Origin of the sequence: Paenibacillus vandeheii, from assembly GCF_030433635.1 — a bacterium.
GTDB classification, from domain to species: domain Bacteria; phylum Bacillota; class Bacilli; order Paenibacillales; family Paenibacillaceae; genus Paenibacillus; species Paenibacillus vandeheii.
On the sequence record NZ_JAROCD010000013.1, the window covers coordinates 124243 to 144204 of the forward strand.

Sequence of the window (19962 nt, forward strand, 5' to 3'; positions counted from 1 at the left end):
AATCCAAAACGTTTCGGATATAACATAAGATAGACATAGGGGGAATACAAATTGCTGAAATACGATGCAGGACAAGGAGAATGGAGTAACTGGCTGGTAACTGAAACGGGGTTTGATCCGGCTCACCAAGGGAAAGGCGAGGCTGTGCTTTCACTTGGAAACGGCTACATGGGGCTTCGCTCCGCAACGGACGAAAATTATGTTGGACAGGTACGGAACTGGTTCGTGGCTGGAACGTTCAATAAATTTGACGAGCATGAGGTAACAGAACTCCCCAATGCTGCAGATGTGACGGAGCTTTCAATCACTCTTAATGGGGAAACCTTCAGCTTGGAAAAAGGAAGAACGATTAGCTACAGTCGTCAACTGAATCTCAAGAACGGTGAGCTGACCCGTAATGTAGTCTGGCAGAGCCCGACAGGAGAAAGCTTTGATCTTCAATTCCGCCGCTTTGTTTCCTTGAGCAACCGTCATCTGATTGGTTCATCCGTAAGCATCAAGCCACTGGATGGACAAGCGCATGTTCACATTGCGTCCGGTATTAATGGACAATGGACGAACTCGGGTGCGCAGCATTTCACGGAAGGCGAAAAACGGATATTTGAAAAGACTTATATTCAAATGACGTCAACGACGACACAATCGGCAGTTGATTTTGTAACCAATACGGTGCACCACTGGCAGCTGAATGGTGAAAAGGTTGAGCCGGAATTGCGTCAAACGATGGGACGCCGCAAGGTAGGTATTGAAGGCACATTGACCGTGGAAGCCGGACAATCGGTGACACTGGAGAAAATCTCGAATGTGCATACCAGCCGTGATCTGGTTTACAGAGACGGTGGATATTCACTGGAGCAAATGCGTGAATCGGCGCTGACAGAGCTGAAGCAGGAATCACAAAAAGGGTATGATCAGCTATTTCGTGAAAGCGCTAACGCCTGGGCGGATACCTGGTCCACGTACAACATTGAGGTGGACAGCACAAGCGGATATGACCAGCTTGCCATTCGTTTTGCCATTTACCACCTCGTCATTATGACACCTGCTCATGATAATCGCATGGGAATCGGCGCCAAAGGGTTAAGTGGCGAAGGGTACAAGGGACATTCCTTTTGGGATACGGAAATCTTCATCCTTCCATTCTTCATCTACAGCAACCCCAAGATCGCAAGATCCTTGCTGGAATATCGATATCAGGGGTTGGATGGAGCCAGAAGCAAAGCCAAGGAGAACGGATTCGAAGGAGCCATGTACCCATGGGAAGCTGCCTGGATCGAAGATGGCGAAGTTACACCGGTATGGGGAGATGTAGATATCGTAACCGGCGAACAGACGAAAATCTGGTCGGGCTTCATTGAACAGCACATCACCTCAGATATTGCTTATGCCGTTTGGCATTATGTGCAATCTACCGGCGATGAAGCGTTTATGGATCAATATGGTTACGAGATCATTTTTGACACAGCAACGTTCTGGGCCAGCCGTCTGGAGTGGGATGAGGCCAAGGGCCGCTATCACATCAATGAGGTTGTTGGACCGGATGAATATAAGGAACATGTGGACAACAATGCATTCACTAACCATATGGCTCACTTTAATATGGAGCTGGCCATTCAATATTTTGAGAAGCTTCAACAGGAGAAACCAGAGTTGCTCAAGGCATTGTCGGCGAAGCTTGATCTGACATCTGCTCGGGAAGCATGGAACAAGCTGGACCAGATGTATCTGCCAGGGCCAAATGAGCAAGGACTTATTCCACAAGATGATACTTACTTGCAGAAGAAAGTCATTGATCTTACTCCTTATAAAAATCAGACCAAAGTCGCCAGCATCTTCAATGACTACAACCTGGATCAGGTTGGTGAAATGCAAATTTCGAAGCAGGCTGACATCATGATGCTGTTCTTCCTGCTTGAGAATAAATTCGAACCGGATATCAAACGTGCCAACTACGATTACTACGAGGAAAAAACGTTGCATGATTCCTCATTGTCCCTGTCGACGCACAGTATCCTTGCCAGTGACTTCGGTAACCGTCCGCTCGCTTACGATCTGTTCCGTCGGGCGTCCGAGATTGATCTGGGACCGCATATGCACTCTTCGGATGCAGGCATCCACTCCGCTTCTCTGGGCGGAATATGGGAATGTGTTGTGATGGGATTTGCCGGAGTTCGTATGTTGGATGGTCAGCTTCACCTCGATCCAAAGCTGCCTGAGTCCTGGAGCAGCCTGAAATTCCCGCTCTACTGGCAAAACCAGTTGTTGCATATCACAATCACGCCCGAGGGTATTCTAATCGAGAGTGATGCAGAGGAAGAAATTTCTCTCCTTCTGTCCGGTCAGCAAGTTACTTTCAGCAAACGGTTTCAAACCTTGGTTTAATATAAATCCATGTGGGAGGTCATTCAAATGAAAAAAGGGTCCGCAAGTTTGGTCATGATGCTTGTTTTGGTTTTGGTATTGTCTGCTTGCTCTTCAGGTGGAAGCAACAGTGCGGAGGGAGGCAAAGCAGAAAAAGTGAAGCTTACCTTCTCGGTTTGGGGAGATGTCAACTCCGGTGCGGATGAAGTAAAACTTGCTGAAGAGTTTAATGCGGCACATCCGGATATCGAAGTGAAGTTTGAGCCAATTCCAAGTGAAGGTTATGGAACGAAGCTCACTACATCCCTGGCAGCCGGTCAAGCACCAGACGTATTTCTGGTTGGTGAAGGCGACTACTACAAATACGTTGATAAAGGTGTAATTGAACCACTTGATGATTATCTGAGCAAAGATACTTCTTTTAATCTGGATATTTTCCAAAAGGATCTGATTGAAAATATGAAAATCGAAGGCAAGCAATACTATTTGCCTAAAGATTTCAACCCACTTGCCCTGTGGTACAACAAACGCATGTTTGACGAAGCAGGAATCCCTTATCCAACAGATGAGTGGACATGGGATGACATGATCGCAACTGCACAAAAACTGACCAAAAAAGATGGTAATAAATATACGCAATTCGGATTCAATGCTGGTAAATGGGAATATCCGATCTATACGTACCTTTGGGATTACGGTACAGACATCGCGAATGAGGATGGAACGGCTGCTGAAGGTTACATGAACAGTGACAAAACGATTGCGGCGATGGATCAATACGTTTCCTGGTCTCAAGGAGATAGCCGTGTATCCCCGACACCACTGGATTCCGAAACACTTGGCGGAGATTCATCAATGTTCATGACAGACAAGCTTGCCATGATGATTACAGGCCGTTGGATCAAGGGTGATCTCGATAAATCCGATGTTCAATATGGTTCTGCACTGATTCCACAAAATACGGACGGTACTCGTTCAAGCATCATCGCAAGTGCGGGTTGGGCGATCAACGCAGCTGGTAAAAATAAAGAAGCCGCATACGAACTGGTGAAATGGCTCTCGGGTACAGATGCACAGAAGCTTCGCTCTGCAAACGGTAAAGTATTGCCAGCGACTGTGAAAGAACTGGACGAAGTCAAAGCCAAAGAAGTAGCAGACAAACCGGTCATCGAAATGATGGATTATGCTAAAAAACCGGTAACCATGCGTTCTACAAACGGACCTGTGTTTGTTGAAGAATTCACCAAGGCACTGGAAAAAGTGCTGCTTGGCAAACAGGATGTCAAAGGCGCTCTGGATGAAGCTGCGAAGAATGTTGACAGCAAAATCAAGTAAAAACCATGCGGGTGAGTCGGCGGCCATGCTGATTCACCCTCTTCATCAAGGAGGCAGCTATGCGTAATTCTAAATCCGAGCGTGCCGGGTATTGGTTCATTTTACCCTGGCTTATAGGCTTGTTGCTCTTTACCATTGGTCCAATGTTGTTTTCCCTGCTGCTGGCTTTTAGCAAATGGGATATTATTACCGGCGTAAAGTCGATCGAATGGGTCGGTCTGGATAACTTCAAAACGATGTTCCATGATGAGCTGTTCTACCAATCGTTGAAAGTTACCTTTATTTTCGCGTTGGTATCCGTACCGCTGTATCAAGTAGCTTCTCTGCTAATCGCCTTGCTGCTGAATATGCGGAACAGAGGCATGAAATTTTTCCGATTGATTTATTTCATGCCATCTGTAATTCCGGCTGTAGCGGCATCGATGATGTGGATTATGATTTTCAATCCGGAATATGGAATTCTGAATCGGGCGCTTGGCTTTTTCGGCATACAGGGGCCAGCCTGGCTTCAAGACCCGAGCTATGCACTGGGCGCACTGATTGTCATGGGGTTGTGGGGCGTCGGCAACACGATCATCATTTATTTGTCCGGCTTGCAGGGTGTTCCCGAAGAGCTGTATGAAGCTGCCAATCTGGATGGGGCGGGACCATTTCAACGGTTCTTCAACATTACATTGCCTATGATTTCTCCAACGGTGTTCTTCAACGTTATTATGGGTATCATCGGCGGATTCCAGTATTTCACACAAGCATTTGTTATGACCAACGGGGGACCGCTTAACTCGACCCTGTTCTACAACTTGTACCTGTACAATAAAGCTTTTACCGATTTTGAAATGGGTTATGCTTCGGCACTCTCCTGGGTATTGTTCATCATCATTCTGGCGTTTACGTTGCTGGTCATCCGCAGTTCTTCGATGTGGGTCTATTACCAGGGCGATAACGAAAAGGATTGAGAGGAGGACAAATGATGAATCAAGCAACGACACGGAAACCGGTCTACTCGAAACTATTCTCTATGCTCATGCTTCTCGCTGGTGCGGCCGTCGTGCTGATCCCGCTGTTATGGACGTTTGCAACGTCTCTTAAAACGCCTGCCGAGGTGTTCAAAGATGATTTTTTTCCGGCTGTATGGATGTGGTCCAACTATAAAAATGCCGTTCTGGCCATCCCGTTTTTTACATTTTTGAAAAATACGCTGATTATTCTGATTCCGGTATTAGTCGGTACTGTATTCTCGTCTGCCCTATGTGCGTATGGTTTTGCCCGGTTTAATTTCCGCGGCAAACGCACGCTGTTCCTGGTGCTGCTGGCGACGATGATGCTGCCTTCGCAGGTAACGATGATTCCGATGTTCATCATGTTCAAGGAAATCGGCTGGGTTGATACATTTTTACCACTCATTATTCCTGCATTCTTCGGGGGCGGGGCGTTCAACATCTTCCTGATCCGTCAATTCATGCGCGGTATTCCGCGGGATCTTGATGAGTCCGCTTTTGTGGACGGAGCCAACAAAATGCAGATTTTCACCAAAATCATGCTGCCGTTGTCTATGCCGCCGCTGATTGCTGTTTCTATCTTTACCTTTATGGGCGTATGGAATGACTTCCAGGGACCGCTCATTTATCTGAACTCCAGTGAGAAATATACGCTGGCTCTCGGATTGTCCATGTTCAAAGGGCTTTATAACGTGGAATGGAACATGCTGATGGCTGCGACGATGCTGATTATGCTTCCACCACTTATTGTATTCTTTGTTGCACAAAAATACTTTATTGAAGGCATTTCCATCTCTTCTGCAATCAAGGGCTAATAGTCTGTATTAAAAGAAGAGATAAGCGGTGAGTCAAACCGCAGAGGAGGACAACCATGGCCACATTAACAAGCAGACATCCATTTAATTTGTATTATAACGCAGGTGAATACGTAAAAATTTGCGGTACCCAGGACGGATACTTTCCCGATTTTGGGCATCATATGGCTAACGAAATGGGCGGTGTATGGCTTCATCCAATCAAGCTGCTGGACGGTTTCTGGTTGAAGGTAACCGATCTCGATCGAAACATTGCCGTATGGGCAAGGGCAGACGGATTTACAAGTGAATCTTGGGGTGGAAGCCGTTTCGATTATGATCATGGTTTGAGTCACATTCCGGTATCCATCGAACGCAGTCAATTTGCGCCTGATTATGAAAAAGGCATGGTCGCAGAATATGAGATCAGCGCTTACGGCAAAGGAACAACCCGGCTCAAGCTGGAACTGCTGTCACGTACCGATCTACGTCCGGTCTGGTACTCCGATGAGATCGGAATTGTTCCCGGAGCGGGTGAAACGGCAGAAGCCATTTCTTCACGCAAGGTTATCGTAAAAGATGACGCCCAAGACTGGTACGCCATGATTGGAAGTGACCTGCCGGGAACGGATATGACAGTTGGGCCTGAGATTTATGGACCGGAACTGACGGCAGGCAAAGGCACAGGGATTTCTTTTGTAACAGAGTGCTCGCTGGAGGAGAAGGATGTGTTCCGCTTCCGGTTATTTGTTGCCGGGTCAGAGTCGTCCCGTGAAGCTTGTGAGCAGACTTATGCAGTCATTGAACGTGACCACGTTCGTTTGAAAGAGCAGAAGCAGCAGTTCTACGACAAGCTGGATCAGCGCTCAGTGCTTACCATTGAAGGTGAAGATGAGCTGAATGAGCAATTTGCCTGGGTGAAGCGCAATAATCAGTGGCTGGTACAGCAAGTGGACGGAATCGGTCGCGGATTGACGGCCGGCGGGCCCACGTATCCGTGGTGGTTCGGCTGTGATAGTACGTATGCGCTTCAGGGTGTGCTTGCTACGGGAGACCATCAATTGGTGCGTGATACGCTGAATTTGTTGCTGGAGAAATCGAAAGAAGCAAACGGTAATGGACGTTTTGTGCATGAAGTGACTACGATCGGAGCCGTATCTAATCGCGGAAACACGCAGGAGACGGCACACTATATCGCCTTTGTATGGGAAATGTTCCTGTGGACGGGGGACGATGCACTTCTGCGCGAGCATTACGACTACTGTATTCAGGGCATCGACTGGCTGCTGGACGAGATGGACCCGGACGGAGATCTGTTCCCTTCCGGTTACGGTATCATCGAGATTGCCGGCTTGAATATGGAGCTGATTGATAGCGCCGTATATACAGCGAAGGCTCTTCAGGCGCTCGAGCACATGAGTCTCTATTTGGGTGAAACGAAGCGGCACCAGACCTATCAAAAACTCGCGGAACAAGCGGTACGCGCGGTGAATGATGTGTATTGGTCCGAAAAAGATAGCCTTTATGCGGATGCGGTTGCACCTATTTCCGATATTGTGCCCAAGGTGGATTATATGGTTTCTCTTGCTGAAAAGCAGGGGATCACAGACTACCGGGAGTACGTGGAAGGATTGTTGGCTGATGCGGGAGACGATCAGAATGATCGTGGCTGGCTGCTGAACAAAAACTGGGTTATTGTTACGCCGATGGAAGCGGGAATTGCCGATCAGGATAAAGCACAGCGTGCTCTGGAAGCGATGCGGAACCGGGACTTCATCGGTGAATACGGTACTTATCTTGCTGCCATGTATCAACAGGGTACGATGACAATCTCTACCGGAGCGCATGCCGTTGCCGAAGCGGCTTACGGGCATCCGGATCACGCGCTGGATTTGCTGCGCCGGATGGGGAAAAGCTTCTCACGTGTACTGCCGGGTTCGTTCTCGGAGATGTCCCCGGACTACGGCTGTGTAGTGCAGGCATGGACGATCTATGCATTTGCCGTGCCTGTAGTACGGCATTTCTTCGGAGTTCAGCCGGAAGCGTACAAGCGCCAGGTGACGATATCACCTGTATTGCCGCAGGCGTGGGCTGACAAGAAGTGCAGTCTGGAGCATCTGATTGTAGGCGATGCGGAGTTCGATATCCATTTTGAATCCCGTGAGGGCAAACGGGTTGCGAGCATTTCCAACGAATCGGGCTGGACGGTCGTTCTGGACTGGAAGGGTGAGAGACGGGAAAGCAACGAGAAACGAATTGAATGGCAACTATAATGTTCAACTAAACATTTACACGATAACGGAGAGGGCAGAAATAACCTGAAGAAGCAGCGCGTTCGCCTTTATCCCCGGATTTTCCCTTCTGAAAAGGATATCAAAAAATCTGGGGATAACAGCGATCGGAAGGTTGTTCTGTCATCGTAGTGGCCAGTGTAAATATTTTTTAGTTGAACTCATCTAGAGCAATGACATGGGGAGGAACGGAAAGATGAAAGGGAACGGAGAACTTCAAGCCGTTATTTTTGATTTGGATGGTGTCATCACCGATACGGCAGAGTACCATTATGTTGCATGGAAGCAGCTTGGCGAAGAGCTGGACATTCCGTTTGACCGCGAGTTCAACGAGCAGTTAAAGGGCATTAGCCGCGGGGAATCGCTGGAGCGCATTTTGCGTCTAGGTGGTAAAGAAAATACGTATTCGGCAGAGGAAAAGGAAGAATTCGCAAGCCGTAAAAATGAACATTACGTATCGCTGCTGGACTCGCTGACACCGGAGCACACCTACCCTGGAATTCGGGAGTTGTTACTTGAACTTCAAGCCTCCGGCATTCCGGCAGTTATCGCCTCTGCGAGCAAAAATGCACCCCAAATTTTGAAGGCGCTGGAGCTGGATTCGCTGTTCCGGTATGTGGTACATCCGGATTCGGTACCACACGGCAAACCTGCACCTGATCTGTTCCTTCGTGGAGCGGAAGAAGTGGGTGCTGACGTGAAGGCCTGCATCGGCATCGAGGATGCGCAGGCGGGCGTTGAGGCCATCAAAGCCGCAGGCATGATCGCCGTGGGTATTGGCGAAGAAGCTGTGCTTAAAGGTTCCGGAGCGGATGTGGTGTTGAAGGATACGACACAGCTAACGCTGTCTTTTCTGGAAAGCACATTGAGAGAGAACTCGCTGAAAGAAGTTTAATGAAGTAAAGTAAGGCGAGAAAGGGGAGATGCAGCATGAACCGGGCGTGGTGGAAAGAAGCCGTTGTGTACCAGGTTTACTGGCGGAGCTTCCTGGATGCGAATGGGGATGGCATCGGGGATTTGCAAGGCTTGATGCTCAAGCTCGACTATATCAAAAGTCTAGGTATTGATGTCATCTGGCTTAATCCGATTTATGAATCGCCGGATAAAGACAACGGGTACGATATCGCTGATTATTACCGCATTATGGCGAAAGCCGGAACGATGGAGCAGTTTAAGCAGTTACTTGACAAGGTCCATGAACTGGGCATGAAGCTCATTATGGATCTGGTGGTCAATCATACATCAGAGCAGCATGCATGGTTTGAAGAATCGCGTTCATCCGTCAATCATCCGAAACGGGACTGGTATATTTGGAAGCCTGGTAAGACGGATGGCCCGCCGAACAACTGGCGTTCCTATTTCGAACCGTCGACGTGGACTTATGATGAGCGGACAGGGGAGTATTATTTCCATTCCTTTGCCAAGGAGCAGCCTGATCTGAATTGGGAAAATGCTGAACTGCGTCAGGAGATTTATCGGATGATGCGTTTCTGGCTGGATCAGGGCATTGACGGCTTCCGCATGGATGTCATTAATTTGCTGGCCAAGCTGGAAGGCTTCCCGGATGCGGAGCACCCGGAGCATATTGATTATCTGGGCAATAATCCGGGCATTCATGAATATTTGCAGGAAATGAACCGGGAGGTTCTCCAGCATTATGACATCATGACTGTGGGGGAAATTCCGTTTGTCACACCAGAGGATGGCCTTCTATATGTGGGGGATAACCGCAAAGAGCTGCATACATTATTCCACTTCCAGGTGGCAGATGACATGCCTACATGGGATCTGGCACGGTACAAGGAAATTCAGGAGAGCTGGTACGAAGCGTTCCGCAATGAAGGATGGAACTCCCAGTTCCTGAACAACCACGATCACACGCGACAGGTTTCAAGGTACGGCAATGATGGACAATACCGTGTGGAATCAGCCAAACAACTGGCGACCATGATTCATACCCTTCCGGGCACACCGTACATTTTCCAGGGAGAGGAGATCGGCATGACGGGTGTCCGGTTCTCTTCCATTGATGAATATCATGATATTGCCATGAAGAACAAGTATAAGGAAGAACTCGGTAAAGGTCGTGCGCCAGATGAAGTGCTTCGCAGTCTTCAGCCGCTGAGCCGGGATAATTCCCGCACACCAATGCAGTGGGACAGCAGCAACCACGCCGGGTTTACCGAAGGTCAGCCTTGGATGCAGGTGAATCCCAACTACGAAGAAATTAATGTGGAGCGGGATCTGGCCGCGCAGGACTCCATATTTGCATATTATCAGCAACTGATCGCCCTGCGTAAAACGCACGCAGTTATGGTCTATGGAGATTATCGTGACCAATCGGCAGGGGAAGAGCATGTATATGCCTATAGCCGCAGTCTGGATGGAGAGACATGGCTTGTCATTCTCAATCATTCGGATCAGGAGCAGTCCTATCGTCTGCCTACTTCATTCGCTGATCGAACCACGAATGCCCGCTTGATCATTGGCAATCGGGATCGGTCAACCTCGGATGAGGTTAGTACTGGCACCCTTCGTTTGCTTCCTTACGAGGCGCTTATTTACTCCTTATAAACCATCGCAAGTTAACCTAGCCTGGCGGGGATTTCCCCGTCGGGTTCTTTTTTTATGAAAAAAAGGTACACAAAAGATACAAAATGAACTAAAATGAACTTATATGAACATTATCTGACTAACGAAAGGAATGGATTAAAGATGCAAAACCGTTATGCTGCACACCCAAATGAGGTAAAAACGTATGATACTGCCCGTCTGCGCGAGGAATTCCTGATGGAGCAGCTGTTTGCAACAGATGAATTGGTGACGGTATACTCTCATGTAGATCGTTATATTGTAGGAACGGCTGTACCTCAAAGCAAGGATATCGCACTTGAAGTGAATCTGAAGGATATCGGAACGAACTTTTTCCTGGAGCGTCGTGAAATCGGTATCATTAATGTTGGAGGCCACGGAACCGTGACAGCTGACGGTCAAGGATACGAGATTGGTGCAAAAGAGTGCCTATATATCGGCAGAGGTGTAAAAGAAGTTGTATTTAAGAGCAACGGCAACGAACAGCCGGCCCAATTTTATTTTGTATCCACACCTGCGCACCATACGTATCCTACGCAAAAGGCAACCCAGGAGCAGGCTCAGCCGAACCATCTCGGCAGCATCGAAAGCTCCAATGAACGGACGATTTATCGTTATATCCACCAGGGAGAAGGCGGAATCCAGAGCTGTCAGTTGGTGATGGGCATTACGGAACTCGACAAGGGCAACATGTGGAATACCATGCCTGCACATACCCACAACCGCCGTTCCGAAGTATACTTGTACTGGAACCTGCCGGAAGATGGCGTCGTATTCCACATGATGGGCGAGCCAAACGAAACACGGCATCTGGTTGTACGTGACCGTCAGGCCATCATCTCTCCTAGCTGGTCCATCCACAGTGGTGTCGGTACGAGCAGCTATACCTTCTGCTGGGCAATGGCTGGTGAAAACCAGACGTTCGAGGATATGGACGGCGTGGCGATGAAGGACTTGAAATAATAAATTACAAATATCTTTTTTAAGTTGAACTCAAGAAGACACGAGAACGGAGGGGGACAGAAAGGACCTGAAGAAGCGAAGCTAAAAGCATTCTGGAAAGAAAGCTGCTTCGGAAGCACAAGCTCGCCTTTATCACCGGATTTTCCCCTTGAAGAAGGGGATCAAAAAAATCTGGGGATAAGAGCGATCGGAAGGTTTTCTGTACCTGAAGTGTTATGTGTTAAACTTGTTACCTTAATAAAGATGTATAGGAAGTTGATCTGTGATGAATCCATTGAAAAGACATGAAAAAATTATGGAGGCTCTGCTGGAACGGCAGGAAGTCACCGTCAGTGATCTGAGTGAGCTGCTGCAGGTGACGGGCAAGACCGTACGGGAGGATCTCGATAAGCTGGAAGGCATGGGATTGCTCGTACGTGTCCATGGAGGGGCGATGCTGGCTCAGAACGATCAGTATGGCATCCTTACTAGTCGCGGGGCTACGGAAAAGCATCATTCGGAGAAAACGGAGATTGCCGAGCGAGCCCTTGCGTATATCCTCCCAGGAGATATTGTTGCGTTGGACGGCGGAAGTACCACACTGGAGATGGCGAAGCGCCTGGACAATCAACCGATTACCGTAGTTACCAATGATCTGTTCATCATTGCGGAGCTGACCAAAAAGGAACAGGTGCGGCTGGTTGTGCCAGGCGGAGCGAGAGTGCGCAATATGCTGGTGGGAGACGATACGGCAGCCTTCATTTCCGGGCTTAACATTCATAAAGCGTTTATCTCAACGACGGCACTTCATCCGGAATTTGGACTTTCCATATATACAGGAGATCTGGTTCCGCTGAAAAAAGCAATGATTTCTGCTTCTCAGCAGGTCTATGGCGTCGTGGATCATTATAAATTTGGACAATTTGCCCTTCGGACCTTTGCACACTGTTCGGAGCTGGATTGTATCATCAGCGACAGTCGTCTGGATGAGGAAACAGCAGCCCTGTACAGGCAAAATGGCATCGAAGTGGATTATCAGAGCTGACCTTCAGTTCCACAGTGGTTACGTGACTGCCGAAGCTGAAGTACAGGGTTTGTATACCAATTAAGCATGCGGAGGAATCATTCATGAACCCATTTGATTTAAGCGGACAAGTTGCACTTGTCACTGGTACATCGGGAGGACTGGGGCAAGGAATGGCGATTGGCCTTGCTGAAGCCGGGGCAGATGTTGTGCTGGTGTCTTATTCCAATCCATCGGAAACAGCGCGTGCCATTGAAGCTCTCGGACGTAAAGCCTATGTGATTGAAGCTGATTTGAGCCGTGAGGATGAATTGACCGGGGTGTTTGAGAAGGCCTTAGCCTTTCAGGGAAGAATCGATATTCTGGTCAACAATGCGGGAATTATTCGCCGCACGCCTGCAGCTGACCACGGACAACAGGATTGGCATGATGTCATTGGTCTTAACCTGAATACGGTATTTTTCCTGAGCCAATTGGCCGGCAGACATATGATTGAACGCGGGAGCGGCAAAATCATCAACATTGCATCCATGCTGTCCTATCAGGGCGGAATTAACGTACCGGGATACACGGCCAGTAAACATGGGGTAGCCGGTTTAACGAAAGCACTCGCGAATGAGTGGGCAGGCAAAGGCGTTCAGATCAACGGGATTGCACCAGGCTATATGGAAACAGACAATACAACTCAGATTCGAGCCGATGAAAATCGTTACCGTGACATCACGGCACGGATTCCGGCTGGTCGCTGGGGAACACCTGAGGATCTGAAAGGACCGGTGGTATTCCTGGCATCGGCGGCTTCGGATTATTTGAATGGTCACGTACTGAATGTGGATGGCGGCTGGATGGCTCGTTAAACCTGCGAGCGTCCGATTGCAAAGGAGGCAGTGACATGAAACTTGGTATTCTTGCGCATACGTTTGGCAAGCAGCCTACAGCACAGCTTGCACAGACAATTGCGGACAACGGGTTCAATTCGGTGCAGCTGGCATTAGCCAAGGCTTTATCGGATGTGGATTCGGCCAATGGTAAGCTGAGCCCTGGACTGGCGAATGAGATTGGTGATCAATTTGCCCAGCGCGGGGTCAAGATTGCGGTACTAGGTTGCTACATCAATCCGATTGATCCTGATCCTGTGCACCGACGTGCGGACATAGATCGATTCAAGGAACATCTGCGCTATGCCCGGGATTTTGGTTGCAGCATGGTGGCAACGGAGACCGGCGGCCTGGATACGTATCGCGATACTCATCCGGATGGATATGAAGAAAAGGCGTGGTCGGTGCTGCGGGAGACAGTAGAGGAACTGGCGGAAGAGGCAGAAAAGTGGGGCGTTCATGCGGCGATTGAGCCTGTGTCAACCCATACGCTGCATACGCATGAACATATGATCCGCCTGTTTGAAGAGATTCCTTCATCCAATCTAGGCATGCTGTTCGATCCTTGTAATCTGATCAAACATCCGCATGTGGCTAACCAGTCTGCATTCCTGCGTGAAGTGATGGAATCCCTGTATCAGCGCATCATTGTCATTCATGCCAAAGACGTGGCTTTCAATGCGCAGGGGGAGAAGTTCAATCCTGTTCCCGGCGAGGGCATGTTGGATTATCCGTTATTTTTTGAACTGTTAAAGACCTATAAACCACACATCGATATTTCACTAGAAGGGGTAACGGCGGAAGAAGCTGTTCCAGCGGCCAAGCATTTACGTGAGATATGGAGTGGGGTTCGGGTATAAACGGTAATGAGTGGGGCATCAGTCCAGCAGGTGATAGTTGCAAACAATTCGGAGAACCTTTGCGGGAGCAAAGGTTTTTTTGGTATAGCGTTCGTAAGCCATCCATAATTAACATTTCTCATCGGAAAAATCGGAAATAATTCTTTTCAAAAGCGACATCTTGTGAGAGAATATGGAAAACATACGCCACCATGCCATGACATCTAGGGATTTGCCAAACCGTATAAGTTAAGGGAGGAAACAGATTTATGTCAAACGAACGTGAGCTTTCATTTGAAACATTGGCAATTCATGCAGGCCAGGAGATTGATCCGACCACCCATGCACGTGCTGTACCGTTGTACCAAACAACATCCTACGGATTCCGTGATACGGAGCATGCAGCCAATCTGTTTGGATTGAAAGAGTTTGGCAACATCTATACACGTCTGATGAATCCGACCACGGATGTGTTCGAACAACGTATCGCTGCGCTTGAGGGAGGGGCTGGTGCTTTGGCTACTGCTTCCGGTCAAGCAGCGATTACGTTCTCCCTCTTAAACATCGCAGGTGCCGGAGATGAGATTGTTTCCGCAGCAAGTCTGTATGGTGGAACGTACAATCTGTTCTCAACCACACTACCGAAACTTGGCCTGGATGTAAAGTTTGTAGATTCCAGCGATCCGGAAAATTTCCGGGCGGCGATTACGGATAAGACCAAAGCATTGTACGCGGAAACGATCGGTAATCCGCAAGGCAACGTACTGGACATTGAAGCCGTGGCAGCTATTGCTCATGAACATGGCATTCCTTTGATTGTAGACAACACATTCCCGAGTCCCTATCTGCTTCGTCCAATCGAGCATGGAGCTGATATCGTCGTTCATTCGGCCACCAAATTTATTGGCGGTCACGGTACATCCATTGGTGGTGTTATTGTGGACAGCGGCAAATTCGACTGGAAAGCAAGTGGCAAGTTCCCGGGACTGACAGAACCGGATTCCAGCTACCATGGCGTGGTGTATACGGAAGCCGTTGGACCAATTGCATATATTATCAAAGCTCGTGTGCAATTGCTGCGTGACTTTGGTGCTACGATCTCACCTTTCAATTCATGGTTGCTCATTCAAGGACTGGAGACTCTGCACCTGCGTGTAGAACGTCATAGCAGCAACGCGCTGGCTGTGGCGCAATATCTGGAGAAGCATGAGGATGTGGAATGGGTCAGCTACGCTGGTTTGCCAAGTCACCCTTCCTATGAGCTGGCACAGAAGTATTTGCCGAAAGGCCAGGGAGCCATTCTGACCTTTGGTATCAAAGGCGGCGTGGACGCGGGTCGCAAATTAATTGAGAGTGTCAAACTGTTCTCTCACCTTGCTAACGTGGGTGACTCCAAGTCACTGATTATCCACCCGGCAAGTACGACGCACCAACAGCTGACAGAAGATGAGCAGACTGCAGCAGGCGTTAATCCGGAGCTGATTCGTTTATCTGTGGGTACAGAGAATATTCAGGATATTATTTACGATCTGGAGCAAGCCATTAAAGCAAGTCAGCAATCAAGCGTTAGTGTTTAATTCATAACGTTAATAAATTAAATTCACACGGGCCGCTTGTCCTAATGGACGAGTGGCTTTTTTTATTTTACACCGAAGGTGGGGAATACCCATTTACAAATGCAAAGCACAGGCATATAATAAAGCAAAAGTTGTATTGGGTAAAAATAATTGCATAAATACAAAAATGATTATCATTCTCATTTGATTGCCATGCTGCTGCGGGATTCCCGCAGCAGCATGTGCCATTTTTAGGGCATTAACAATGGCTCTCATTCTCAATACGACAACATTCAGGGAACATGGCTGCATTAAAAATGCAGTCCACAACCCCATATTCAGAAAGGATTGTGATTCATATGCAAGCAGTACACCAACCCGTTCAAACGAAAGCAAAAGCTGAACAACGTTCAGCGAATACACCCGGTCCGGGCCGGGGACGCAAACCGGACTTTCGGGCCATGCTGCGCAACAAGGAAATGCAAGCTGCTCTGGGTAGTGGGCTTTTGATGCTCATGGCGTGGGCAACAGCATCGTGGTCCGACCCCGTATCCGTGGTGTTATATATTGTTGCTTATGCGATAGGTGGATGGACCAAGGCCAAAGAAGGTATAGAGACATTGGTCAAGGATCGTGACCTCGATGTGAATCTGCTCATGATTGCAGCATCGCTCGGAGCGGCAGCCATTGGCTACTGGAATGAAGGTGCCATGCTGATCTTTATTTTCGCGTTAAGTGGTGCCCTTGAAAGTTATGCGACGGAGCGCAGTCACAAGGATATTTCTTCGCTGCTGGCGCTCAAGCCGGAAACAGCGCTGCGGATTGAGGATGGGAACATGAATCTAGTATCCATCGAAGATTTGCAGCCTGGCGATCTGTTATTGGTTAAACCAGGCGAGTTAGTTCCGGCAGATGGCGTGGTGTTTCGTGGGAGCTCTTTTATCAATCAGGCCTCGATTACAGGAGAATCCTTACCGGTGGATAAAGCCGCTGGTGACGAAGTATTTGCAGGTACTGTGAACGGCGAAGGTGCTCTGTATGTGGAGGTAACTAAATCCGCTGAAGGATCGTTGTTTGGCAAAATCATTAAACTGGTGGAAGAGGCGCAGACGGAAGTGCCAGATTCCCAACGCTTTATTGAGCGATTCGAGGGGATATACGCCCGTATTGTTGTCGCTGTAACGTTGTTGGTCATTGGGGGAATGCCGTTATTGCTTGGCTGGACATGGAATGACGCATTTTACAAAGCCATGGTCTTTCTGGTGGTGGCTTCACCTTGTGCCCTGGTCTCTTCCATAATGCCGGTCATGTTATCAGCCATGTCCAGCAGTGCGCGTCGCGGTATTCTGTTCAAGGGTGGTGCTCATGTGGAGAACATGGCCCAGACCCGGGTGGTTGCTTTTGATAAAACGGGGACGTTGACGATGGGCACACCACAAGTAACAGACATTGTAACCGCAGAGGGCTATGATCGGGCACAGCTGCTAGGTGCGATAGCCGCCATTGAGAACCTTTCGATGCATCCGCTGGCTCGTGCCATTGTGGAACAAGCGACCAAAGAGGACATCGTACTGCCGATTGCCGAACAGGTTCAGGCTCTGACAGGCTGGGGAATTGAGGGAAACGTAGACGGTGTTCTCTGGAAAATTGGCAAAACGGACGTCATTGATTCAATAGGGTCGGAGAATGTGAGATACGGAAACGACAATCAGAATGGATTAGGCGAGCAAGCGGTGAAAGACGCTTCTGTATGGAAGGATATTCGCTCCCGTATGGAGGGAGAAGGCAAAACGGTGTCGGTTGTAACAGCGAACGGGGAATTGGCAGGACTAATTGCGTTGAGGGATACAGTTCGGCCACAAGCGGCCGCCGCGGTGAAGAGGCTGGAAGCCATGGGCGTGAAAGTAGCGATGTTGACAGGCGACCGCCCTGAATCAGCAGCAGTGATCGCCCGTGAAACAGGCGTGAGCTTGGTATATGCAGGTTTGCTGCCCGAAGATAAAGTGAAACAGGTGCATTTGCTTCGTGAACAGTATGGGCAAGTGTTGATGGTTGGGGATGGCGTAAATGATGCACCTGCACTTGCGGCGGCAACGGTTGGTATGGGCATGGGTGTATCGGGCAGTGGTACAGCACTGGAAGTGGCGGATGTGGTGCTGATGAATGACAATATTGAAGAGATCGCCTGGGTGATCAGGCAGGCTCGACGGGCACAGCGGACGGTGAAGCAGAATATGTTTTTTGCCATTACGGTTATTCTTACGCTGATTGCGGGCAATTTCCTGCAGGACGTTGCATTGCCATTGGGTGTGGTAGGCCATGAAGGCAGCACAATTCTGGTTATTCTGAACGGGTTGAGATTGCTGCGCTAATGAGAAGAGATAAGAAGAAGTTTACGTCTGGGACGGTGCTTCCTCAATTAAATGAAGCTTAATTCAGCGTTTGAACCTCAAGTCAACGGGTAATGATTCGTAGAGACGAGTCCAGATGGGCGTACTGAATGGAACCAGACTTATGGAGCGTTTATTCTATTGAAGATTAACCATATAAAATTTTAACCGTACAGACTGGCCGTATGCCGCTGTAACAATATGACGATGAGGGAGCTGTGCAATATGGGGCGTTACGTACAAGTGGAACCGAATGTGAGTATATTTGTTGAAGATATTGGCGAAGGAACACCGGTTATCTTTTTTGCACGGCTGGCCCGTCAATTATAAAATGTTCGAGTATCAATTAAATGTATTGCCGAATCAGGGCATTCGTGCGATTGCCATCGATTTCAGAGGTTACGGCAAATCGGATAAGCCTTCGACAGGGTATGATTATGACTGCATGGCGGACGATGTTCGTGCCGTGATTGATGAACTGAAACTGACGGACGCTGTACTTGCAGGCTTCTCCATGGGTGGAGCGATTGCCGTGCGTTATATGGCCCGCCATGCGGGACATGGTGTATCCAAGCTGGCGCTATTGTCAGCGGCGGCACCGGTGTTCACACAGCGTGAAGGTTATCCGTATGGATTGAATCCGGCGCAGCTGACTGAGCAGATTATTGAACCGATCTTTGCAGATCGTCCGAAGCTGCTGGAGACGTTTGGCGGTATGTTTTTCGCGAAGCAGCACAGCCAGCCGTTCATGGATTGGTTCCATGCTTTGGGCATGGAAGCCTCATCTTACGGCACGATTAACAGCGCGATTGCCCTGCGGGATGAGGATTTGCGCGGGGATCTGAGTTCGATTCAGGTACCAACAGCCATTTTGCACGGAAAAAAGGATGAGATCTGTCCGTTTGAGTTCGCCGAAGAGATGCATAAAGGCATTGCCGGTTCTCAATTGATTGCTTTTGAGGAGAGCGGTCATGGGGCGTTCTATGATGAATTGGAAAAATTCAATGCCGAATTGATTCGATTTATCAAATCCGTATTGTAATGGTCAACCGATCTTTACAAATCGTTCCAACGATTTCATTCAATCTTCATTTGTGAACAAAAAAAGAACCTGGAAGTTCAGCGAGCCGCTGTCCTTTCAGGTTTTTTTGCCGTCCATCGTTGTGTTCATGTGAGGGCTGTTCCTTCATTAGAAAAGTTCAGTCAGGCCAATCATCGTGATCAGTCCAAGCAAAAAGGAAACCGTTGCTGCCCGCGCATTGCCATCGCCATGGCTTTCGGGAATCAGTTCCTTGTACACGATGAACATCATTGCACCCGCTGCAAAGGCAAGACCATAAGGGACCAGACCGGATACCAGACTACTGAGTGTGTAACCAATCATGGCTGTAACAATCTCAACTGCACCCGTCAGCGTGGCGATGCCGAGCGCCTTGAAGCGGCCGATGTTCTGATTGACAAGGAAGAGCGCAACCAGGAATCCTTCCGGCGCATTCTGCAATCCAATGGAAAACGCTATCAGATTGCCAAGTCCTGCGTCACTGCTCGCGTAGCTGACACCTACTGATAGCCCTTCGGGCAGGTTATGCATGGTGATTGCTGCAATGATCATGAAGGCTTTGGCCTCAATTTTGAAAGGCATCTTCTCGGGATTTTCAAGATCCACATGTGGAATCTTCATCTCCAGCACAAGCAGGACCATGCTGCCGAGCATAATACCGAGGGCTAGTACGAACAGATTGGATTGCCCGAGCGCTTCCGGAATGAGATTGTACACCGAGGCAGAGGTCATGATGCCTGCTGCGTATGCAAGCAAAATATCACGCAGACGGTGGGTTACTTTGCGCATAAATAGAATAGGTATGGCCCCAAGGCCGGTAGACATGGCTGAGATAAAGCTGCCAATGAGTGCATCGTTCATGCTTCCATTTTCCCTCCTGATGAAGACTTCTTCATAATCGC

Annotated in this window: 15 protein-coding genes and 1 pseudogene; 14 read left to right on the forward strand and 2 right to left on the reverse strand. The window is 48.7% G+C overall.

The annotated features are described in order from the left end of the window. Positions 1-51: 51 nt before the first annotated feature. The 12 genes from P5G61_RS24375 to P5G61_RS24430 all read left to right on the forward strand — a co-directional run bounded on the left by P5G61_RS24375 (position 52) and on the right by P5G61_RS24430 (position 15631). A complete protein-coding gene (locus P5G61_RS24375; protein WP_301248798.1) occupies positions 52-2382 on the forward strand; it encodes a glycoside hydrolase family 65 protein in 2331 nt (776 codons plus the stop codon). Between the two features lie 27 nt (positions 2383-2409). Continuing rightward, positions 2410-3696 (forward strand): ABC transporter substrate-binding protein, encoded by a 1287-nt coding sequence (locus tag P5G61_RS24380; protein WP_024631407.1) that lies wholly within the window; start codon positions 2410-2412, stop codon positions 3694-3696. A 59-nt stretch (positions 3697-3755) separates the two neighbouring features. Then, positions 3756-4652, forward strand: coding sequence for a carbohydrate ABC transporter permease (locus P5G61_RS24385; protein ID WP_301248799.1), 897 nt, complete (start codon positions 3756-3758; stop codon positions 4650-4652). Between the two features lie 14 nt (positions 4653-4666). Then, positions 4667-5509: a carbohydrate ABC transporter permease gene (locus tag P5G61_RS24390; protein ID WP_024631405.1), complete on the forward strand. Its 843-nt coding sequence runs from the start codon at positions 4667-4669 to the stop codon at positions 5507-5509. Positions 5510-5565: 56 nt separating this feature from the next. Further along, positions 5566-7761, forward strand: coding sequence for an alpha-L-rhamnosidase-related protein (locus P5G61_RS24395; RefSeq protein ID WP_301248801.1), 2196 nt, complete (start codon positions 5566-5568; stop codon positions 7759-7761). A gap of 214 nt (positions 7762-7975) precedes the next feature. Continuing rightward, positions 7976-8674, forward strand: a complete 699-nt coding sequence (pgmB, locus tag P5G61_RS24400; protein ID WP_301248802.1) for a beta-phosphoglucomutase — start codon at positions 7976-7978, stop codon at positions 8672-8674. A gap of 35 nt (positions 8675-8709) precedes the next feature. Then, positions 8710-10353, forward strand: coding sequence for a glycoside hydrolase family 13 protein (locus P5G61_RS24405; protein WP_301248803.1), 1644 nt, complete (start codon positions 8710-8712; stop codon positions 10351-10353). Positions 10354-10494: 141 nt separating this feature from the next. Further along, positions 10495-11334, forward strand: coding sequence for a 5-dehydro-4-deoxy-D-glucuronate isomerase (gene kduI, locus P5G61_RS24410; protein ID WP_024631400.1), 840 nt, complete (start codon positions 10495-10497; stop codon positions 11332-11334). A gap of 265 nt (positions 11335-11599) precedes the next feature. After that, positions 11600-12358, forward strand: a complete 759-nt coding sequence (locus tag P5G61_RS24415) for a DeoR/GlpR family DNA-binding transcription regulator (protein ID WP_301248804.1) — start codon at positions 11600-11602, stop codon at positions 12356-12358. 83 nt (positions 12359-12441) lie between these two features. Beyond that, positions 12442-13194, forward strand: coding sequence for a 2-dehydro-3-deoxy-D-gluconate 5-dehydrogenase KduD (gene kduD, locus P5G61_RS24420; RefSeq protein WP_053779016.1), 753 nt, complete (start codon positions 12442-12444; stop codon positions 13192-13194). Between the two features lie 35 nt (positions 13195-13229). Continuing rightward, positions 13230-14075, forward strand: a complete 846-nt coding sequence (locus P5G61_RS24425) for a sugar phosphate isomerase/epimerase family protein (protein ID WP_301248807.1) — start codon at positions 13230-13232, stop codon at positions 14073-14075. A gap of 248 nt (positions 14076-14323) precedes the next feature. Then, positions 14324-15631, forward strand: a complete 1308-nt coding sequence (locus tag P5G61_RS24430) for a homocysteine synthase (RefSeq protein ID WP_301248809.1) — start codon at positions 14324-14326, stop codon at positions 15629-15631. A 93-nt stretch (positions 15632-15724) separates the two neighbouring features. Here the strand turns inward: P5G61_RS24430 and P5G61_RS24435 are convergent, their stop codons facing one another. After that, entirely contained in the window at positions 15725-15886 is a 162-nt protein-coding gene (locus P5G61_RS24435; RefSeq protein ID WP_301248810.1) for a hypothetical protein, read from the reverse strand. An 83-nt stretch (positions 15887-15969) separates the two neighbouring features. On the opposite strand from P5G61_RS24435, the gene P5G61_RS24440 reads away from it, so the two are divergent. Continuing rightward, positions 15970-17982 (forward strand): heavy metal translocating P-type ATPase, encoded by a 2013-nt coding sequence (locus P5G61_RS24440; RefSeq protein WP_301248811.1) that lies wholly within the window; start codon positions 15970-15972, stop codon positions 17980-17982. A 243-nt stretch (positions 17983-18225) separates the two neighbouring features. Continuing rightward, positions 18226-19042, forward strand: a pseudogene (locus tag P5G61_RS24445) (alpha/beta fold hydrolase). A gap of 147 nt (positions 19043-19189) precedes the next feature. Here the strand turns inward: P5G61_RS24445 and P5G61_RS24450 are convergent. Beyond that, positions 19190-19921: a ZIP family metal transporter gene (locus P5G61_RS24450; RefSeq protein WP_053779008.1), complete on the reverse strand. Its 732-nt coding sequence runs from the start codon at positions 19919-19921 to the stop codon at positions 19190-19192. Positions 19922-19962 lie beyond the last annotated feature (41 nt).

Coding starts and splice junctions, on each gene's coding strand:
- P5G61_RS24380 (WP_024631407.1), top strand. CDS start 2,410: ATGAAAAAAGGGTCCGCAAGTTTGGTCATGATGCTTGTTTTGGTTTTG.
- P5G61_RS24395 (WP_301248801.1), top strand. CDS start 5,566: ATGGCCACATTAACAAGCAGACATCCATTTAATTTGTATTATAACGCA.
- P5G61_RS24440 (WP_301248811.1), top strand. CDS start 15,970: ATGCAAGCAGTACACCAACCCGTTCAAACGAAAGCAAAAGCTGAACAA.
- kduI (WP_024631400.1), top strand. CDS start 10,495: ATGCAAAACCGTTATGCTGCACACCCAAATGAGGTAAAAACGTATGAT.
- P5G61_RS24385 (WP_301248799.1), top strand. CDS start 3,756: ATGCGTAATTCTAAATCCGAGCGTGCCGGGTATTGGTTCATTTTACCC.
- kduD (WP_053779016.1), top strand. CDS start 12,442: ATGAACCCATTTGATTTAAGCGGACAAGTTGCACTTGTCACTGGTACA.
- P5G61_RS24390 (WP_024631405.1), top strand. CDS start 4,667: ATGAATCAAGCAACGACACGGAAACCGGTCTACTCGAAACTATTCTCT.
- P5G61_RS24425 (WP_301248807.1), top strand. CDS start 13,230: ATGAAACTTGGTATTCTTGCGCATACGTTTGGCAAGCAGCCTACAGCA.
- P5G61_RS24415 (WP_301248804.1), top strand. CDS start 11,600: ATGAATCCATTGAAAAGACATGAAAAAATTATGGAGGCTCTGCTGGAA.
- P5G61_RS24405 (WP_301248803.1), top strand. CDS start 8,710: ATGAACCGGGCGTGGTGGAAAGAAGCCGTTGTGTACCAGGTTTACTGG.
- pgmB (WP_301248802.1), top strand. CDS start 7,976: ATGAAAGGGAACGGAGAACTTCAAGCCGTTATTTTTGATTTGGATGGT.
- P5G61_RS24435 (WP_301248810.1), bottom strand. CDS start 15,886: ATGAGAGCCATTGTTAATGCCCTAAAAATGGCACATGCTGCTGCGGGA.
- P5G61_RS24430 (WP_301248809.1), top strand. CDS start 14,324: ATGTCAAACGAACGTGAGCTTTCATTTGAAACATTGGCAATTCATGCA.
- P5G61_RS24450 (WP_053779008.1), bottom strand. CDS start 19,921: ATGAACGATGCACTCATTGGCAGCTTTATCTCAGCCATGTCTACCGGC.